Origin of the sequence: Neisseria sicca VK64, from assembly GCF_000260655.1 — a bacterium.
GTDB classification, from domain to species: Bacteria; Pseudomonadota; Gammaproteobacteria; order Burkholderiales; family Neisseriaceae; genus Neisseria; species Neisseria sicca_B.
The window spans coordinates 1-4,607 of record NZ_AJMT01000196.1; the positions used below are offsets into that span (position 1 = coordinate 1).

Genomic DNA, 4,607 nt, shown 5'->3' on the forward strand with positions numbered 1-4,607 from the left:
GCGCCTTTGTCCGTAGCGTCCTTTATGCCGCCGGTAGGTTTCGACGAGGAGGGCTTTGTCGGCTGCGTCGGGGTCGGGTCGGTCTTGGTGGTGGTAGTAAAAGCTGCTTTTGGGCAGGTTTGCGATGTGCAGCAGGTATTTGAGCGGGTGTTGCGCCCTCAGTGTTTGGACGGTTTGGCTTTGTCCTTTTCGGTCCGCTTTTGGCTGAGGGCTTTTAACTCCTTTAGGTAGGCGACCTCTGCGCGCATATAGCACAACTCTTCAATAAGCTCTGCCTGTGTTTTTTCTTGATCGGGTTTATCTGCGATGAAGGGGTTTTTGCGGTGTTGGGTCATGGTTTTGGATTGGGGATGTTCGAGTGCGCCGATACCGCCTTCTTGATAGGCGCGTATCCATCGTCTCAGGTGGGTTCGGGAAATGCCGTAGTGTTCTGCGGTACGCTGTTGGCTGCGTATATGCAGGTAGTGGAGTACGGCTTGGTATTTGAAGTGTAATGTATATTTGCTCATAAAAAAACTGCACCTTGTGAGTTGGAGGGGATGTCCAACTTTTGGGGTGCAGTTCACTTTTCAGACGACCTTTTTTTTCAGTTGGGCAATGAAACCGGGTCAGGAACAATGGATTGACGGGTTGATTGGTTTGGAGAGTATGACTTGCCGTCAAGTAGTGCGGTGTTTTTTGCCGCGTATCCATTTGGTCAATATGCCGCCTTCGCTGCCGAAGATGACGGACAGGGTGTATAAGACGCCGCAACACAAAATAATGGCGGGACCCGACGGTATTTCGACGTGATACGAAAACAGCAAGCCCGCAAAGCCGCAGAAGAGTGCCAGCAAGACTGACAATAAAATCAACATACCCATATTTTTTGCCCACAAGCGGGCGGTAATGGCGGGCAACATCATCAGTCCGACCGACATCAGCGTGCCGAGTGCTTGAAAGCCGGCAACCAAGTTCATAACCACCAACACCAGAAACACGACATGCCAAAAGCCGCCTTTCCCGCCAACGGCTTTTAGGAACAGAGGGTCTATGCTTTCCAAGACTAAGGGGCGGTAGATGATTGCCAAAGCGGTGATCGTTATGCTGGCGGCGATGGCAATCAGTTGTAATGCAGGGATGTCCACTGCCAAGACGGAACCGAACAGCAAATGCAGTAAATCTACGCTGCCGTCCTTTTGTTTGCTGACCAAGATGACGCCGATTGCCAGACTGCTCAAATAAAATGCGGCAAAGTTGGCATCCTCTTTCAAAGTGGTAAAACGGCTGACTAATCCTGCCAAAAGAGCCATCAGCATGCCGGCAACAAAGCCGCCTATGCTCATTGCCGGCAGGCTCAAACCGGCGAAAATATAACCTATCGCGGCGCCGGGCAAAACAGCATGACTTAATGCGTCTCCGACCAGGCTCATACGGCGCATCACGAGGAAAACGCCGACAGGTGCGGCACTGAGTGCCAAACAGAATATCGATGCCAGCGCATAACGCATGAAATCGAACTCTGCGAACGGAGAAATCAGTAAATCGTAAAAATTCATGGTGTTTGCCGTTTGGGTTTGAGAATAATCGATGCAGGCGCATTATCCTGATTCTGCCGCATAAGGGCAAATGGGATAACCGCCTGCAATCGTTTTCAGACGACCTTAAAAGGTTGCGGCTTCTGCCAAGATTTTACCTGCCAAGTCTTTGGGCGACAGGTTGGGTTCGCCTTGCAGCGGCCATTCGATGCCGACGGTTGGGTCGTTCCAAATCAGCGAATGTTCGGCTTTCGGGTTGTAATAGTCCGTGCATTTGTAAACGAATTCGGCTTCATCGCTCAAAACGTAAAAGCCGTGTGCGAAACCTTCGGGTACCCACAGTTGGCGTTTGTTTTCAGCCGACAGGATTTCGCCCGCCCATTTGCCGAAAGTCGGCGAGTCTTTGCGCATATCGACGGCAACGTCAAACACTTTGCCGACAACGACGCGGACGAGTTTGCCTTGCGTGTTTTCGGTTTGGTAATGCAGGCCGCGCAATACGCCTTTGCCTGATTTGGAATGGTTTTCCTGCACGAAGGTGCGGTCGCAGACGTTGACCTTAAACCATTCGTCGCGGAAGGTTTCCATAAAAAAGCCGCGCGCGTCGCCGAAGACTTGCGGTTCTAAAAGTTTGACTTCGGGAATGGTGGTATCAATGATTTTCATATTTTCAATTCCACTTGAACGAATCAAGAAAAACTACGCTTGATACTGTGAATACAATAGATTTGAGCTTAGCGGTTTATACCCGACAACAAGCGTAACAGGTATTGGCCGTATTGGTTTTTTGCCATCGGGCGGGCGAGTTCTTCCAAACGCTCGTCTGAAAGCCAGCCGTTGCGCCAAGCGATTTCTTCGAGGCAGGCGACTTGCAGGTCTTGGATGTTTTGCACGGTTTGGACGAATGAGGCGGCTTCGTGCAGACTTTCGTGCGTGCCGGTGTCCAACCATGCAAAGCCGCGTCCTAAAAGCTGTACGGACAATGAGCCGTCGTCAAGATACATTTGGTTGAGCGTGCTGATTTCGAGTTCGCCGCGTGCGGAGGGTTTGACCTGTTTGGCAAATTCTACGACGCGGTTGTCGTAGAAATATAAGCCCGTTACCGCCCAGTCGGATTTGGGCTGTTTCGGTTTTTCTTCGATGGATAAGGCATTGAAGTTTTCGTCAAATTCGACGACGCCGAAACGTTCGGGGTCTTTGACTTGGTAGCCGAACACGGTGGCGCCGTGTTTTTTGGAGGCGGCTTGTTTCAGGGTTTGGGTAAACGATTGGCCGTAGAAAATATTGTCGCCCAAGACCAAGCAGACGTTGTCGTTGCCGATGAACTCTTCGCCGATGATGAATGCTTGCGCCAAGCCGTCGGGGCTGGGTTGTTCGGCGTAGCTGATGGAGATGCCGAAATCGCTGCCGTCGCCGAGCAGTCGTCTGAAAGAGGGATTGTCTTCGGGGGTGGTAATGACCAAGATTTCGCGTATTCCCGCCAGCATCAATACGGACAGGGGATAGTAGATCATGGGTTTGTCGTACACGGGCAGGAGCTGTTTGGATACGCCGCGTGTGATGGGGTAGAGGCGTGTGCCACTGCCGCCGGCAAGGATGATGCCTTTCATAAGTTTCTCCTGAAGGGGTGTTTTTGATTTTCAGACGACCTCTCTGACTGCGAAGGTCGTCTGAAAACTTATTTTCCTGTTCCTAAGCGTTCCAAACGGTAGCTGCCGCTCAGTACATTTTGCCACCAGGTTTTGTTGTCCAAATACCATTGCACCGTTTTGCGGATGCCGGATTCGAACGTTTCCTGCGGTTTCCAGCCCAGTTCCCTGCCGATTTTGGCGGCATCGATGGCGTAGCGCACGTCATGGCCGGGGCGGTCTTGCACGAAGGTAATCAAATCTTTGTAACGCGCCACGCCGGCAGGTTTTTCAGGAACGAGTTCTTCCAGCAGTGCGCAGATGGTTTTGACCACTTCGATATTGGCTTTTTCATTGTGTCCGCCGATATTGTAGGTTTCGCCGACGACGCCTTCGGTAACAACCTGATACAGCGCGCGGGCGTGGTCTTCGACAAACAGCCAGTCGCGGATTTGCATCCCGTCGCCGTACACGGGCAGCGGTTTGCCGTCGAGCGCGTTCAGAATCATCAATGGAATGAGTTTTTCAGGGAAGTGATACGGACCGTAGTTGTTCGAACAGTTGGTTACGATGGTCGGCAGGCCGTAAGTGCGCAGCCATGCACGCACGAGGTGGTCGCTGGAAGCCTTGGAAGCGGAATAGGGGCTGGACGGGGCGTAGGGCGTAGTTTCGGTAAACAAATCGTCCGTGCTGTGCAAATCACCATAGACTTCGTCGGTGGAAATGTGATGGAAACGGAACGCTGTCTGTTTTTCAGACGACATCTGTTGCCAATAGGCGCGCGCAGCTTCCAGCAGGTTGAACGTGCCGACGATGTTGGTTTGGATAAACTCGCCTGCTGAATCGATAGAGCGGTCAACATGGCTTTCCGCTGCCAAGTGCATGACGGCATCGGGCTGGTGTTGTGCAAACACACGGTCAAGTTCGGCACGATTGCAAATGTCCACTTGCTCAAAAGCGTAACGGGGACTTTCGGCTACGTCGGTCAGTGATTCTAGATTGCCCGCGTAAGTTAATTTGTCGAGATTGATGACAGAATCTTGGGTATTTTGGATGATGTGGCGGACAACTGCCGAGCCGATAAAGCCAGCGCCGCCGGTAACGAGGATTTTTTTCATGGAATGGGTCTGAGATACAGTACAGCTTTGAATTATAACTGTATACATGTATACGTGTATACATGGAGGGAATTTAACGGCATGGTATTTTTCTTGCCGTTTAGGTGAAATTTATGCCATTCATCTTAACAAATATATTTGTCATTATGGTTATGGTATATTCTCGGCGTTCATCATAAATTCATCCTAGTGTTATCATGACTGCCCGCCAATCCTACCACCTCACCTTCTCCCGGTTCTCCCCGTCCCTCTCCGTCAAATCCTTCACCGCCTCCGAAGCCGCCAACACCGCCTACCGCGTCGAAATCACCGCCACCTCTACCGATTCCTCCCTGCCGCTGTCT

At 51.5% G+C, this 4,607-nt stretch carries 5 protein-coding genes and 1 pseudogene; all 6 read right to left on the reverse strand.

The window, feature by feature from the left end; translation table 11 throughout:
* Positions 1-255 (reverse strand): annotated as a pseudogene (locus HMPREF1051_RS15400) (hypothetical protein); the annotation flags it as partial.
* On the reverse strand, positions 159-509 hold the full coding sequence (locus tag HMPREF1051_RS11500) for a helix-turn-helix domain-containing protein (protein WP_003764570.1): 351 nt from the start codon (positions 507-509) through the stop codon (positions 159-161). The gene HMPREF1051_RS11500 and the pseudogene HMPREF1051_RS15400, both read right to left, overlap by 97 nt.
* A 150-nt stretch (positions 510-659) precedes the next feature.
* Positions 660-1,538 (reverse strand): metal ABC transporter permease, encoded by an 879-nt coding sequence (locus HMPREF1051_RS11505; protein ID WP_003768913.1) that lies wholly within the window; start codon positions 1,536-1,538, stop codon positions 660-662.
* 105 nt (positions 1,539-1,643) lie between these two features.
* The gene (gene rfbC / locus HMPREF1051_RS11510) at positions 1,644-2,183 is read right to left on the reverse strand and encodes a dTDP-4-dehydrorhamnose 3,5-epimerase (protein ID WP_003768910.1); all 540 of its coding nucleotides are present in this window, start codon (positions 2,181-2,183) and stop codon (positions 1,644-1,646) included.
* Between the two features lie 68 nt (positions 2,184-2,251).
* Positions 2,252-3,127 (reverse strand): glucose-1-phosphate thymidylyltransferase RfbA, encoded by an 876-nt coding sequence (rfbA, locus tag HMPREF1051_RS11515; protein WP_003768909.1) that lies wholly within the window; start codon positions 3,125-3,127, stop codon positions 2,252-2,254.
* A 68-nt stretch (positions 3,128-3,195) separates the two neighbouring features.
* Positions 3,196-4,263, reverse strand: coding sequence for a dTDP-glucose 4,6-dehydratase (gene rffG, locus HMPREF1051_RS11520; RefSeq protein WP_003768911.1), 1,068 nt, complete (start codon positions 4,261-4,263; stop codon positions 3,196-3,198).
* Between the last annotated feature and the right edge of the window lie 344 nt (positions 4,264-4,607).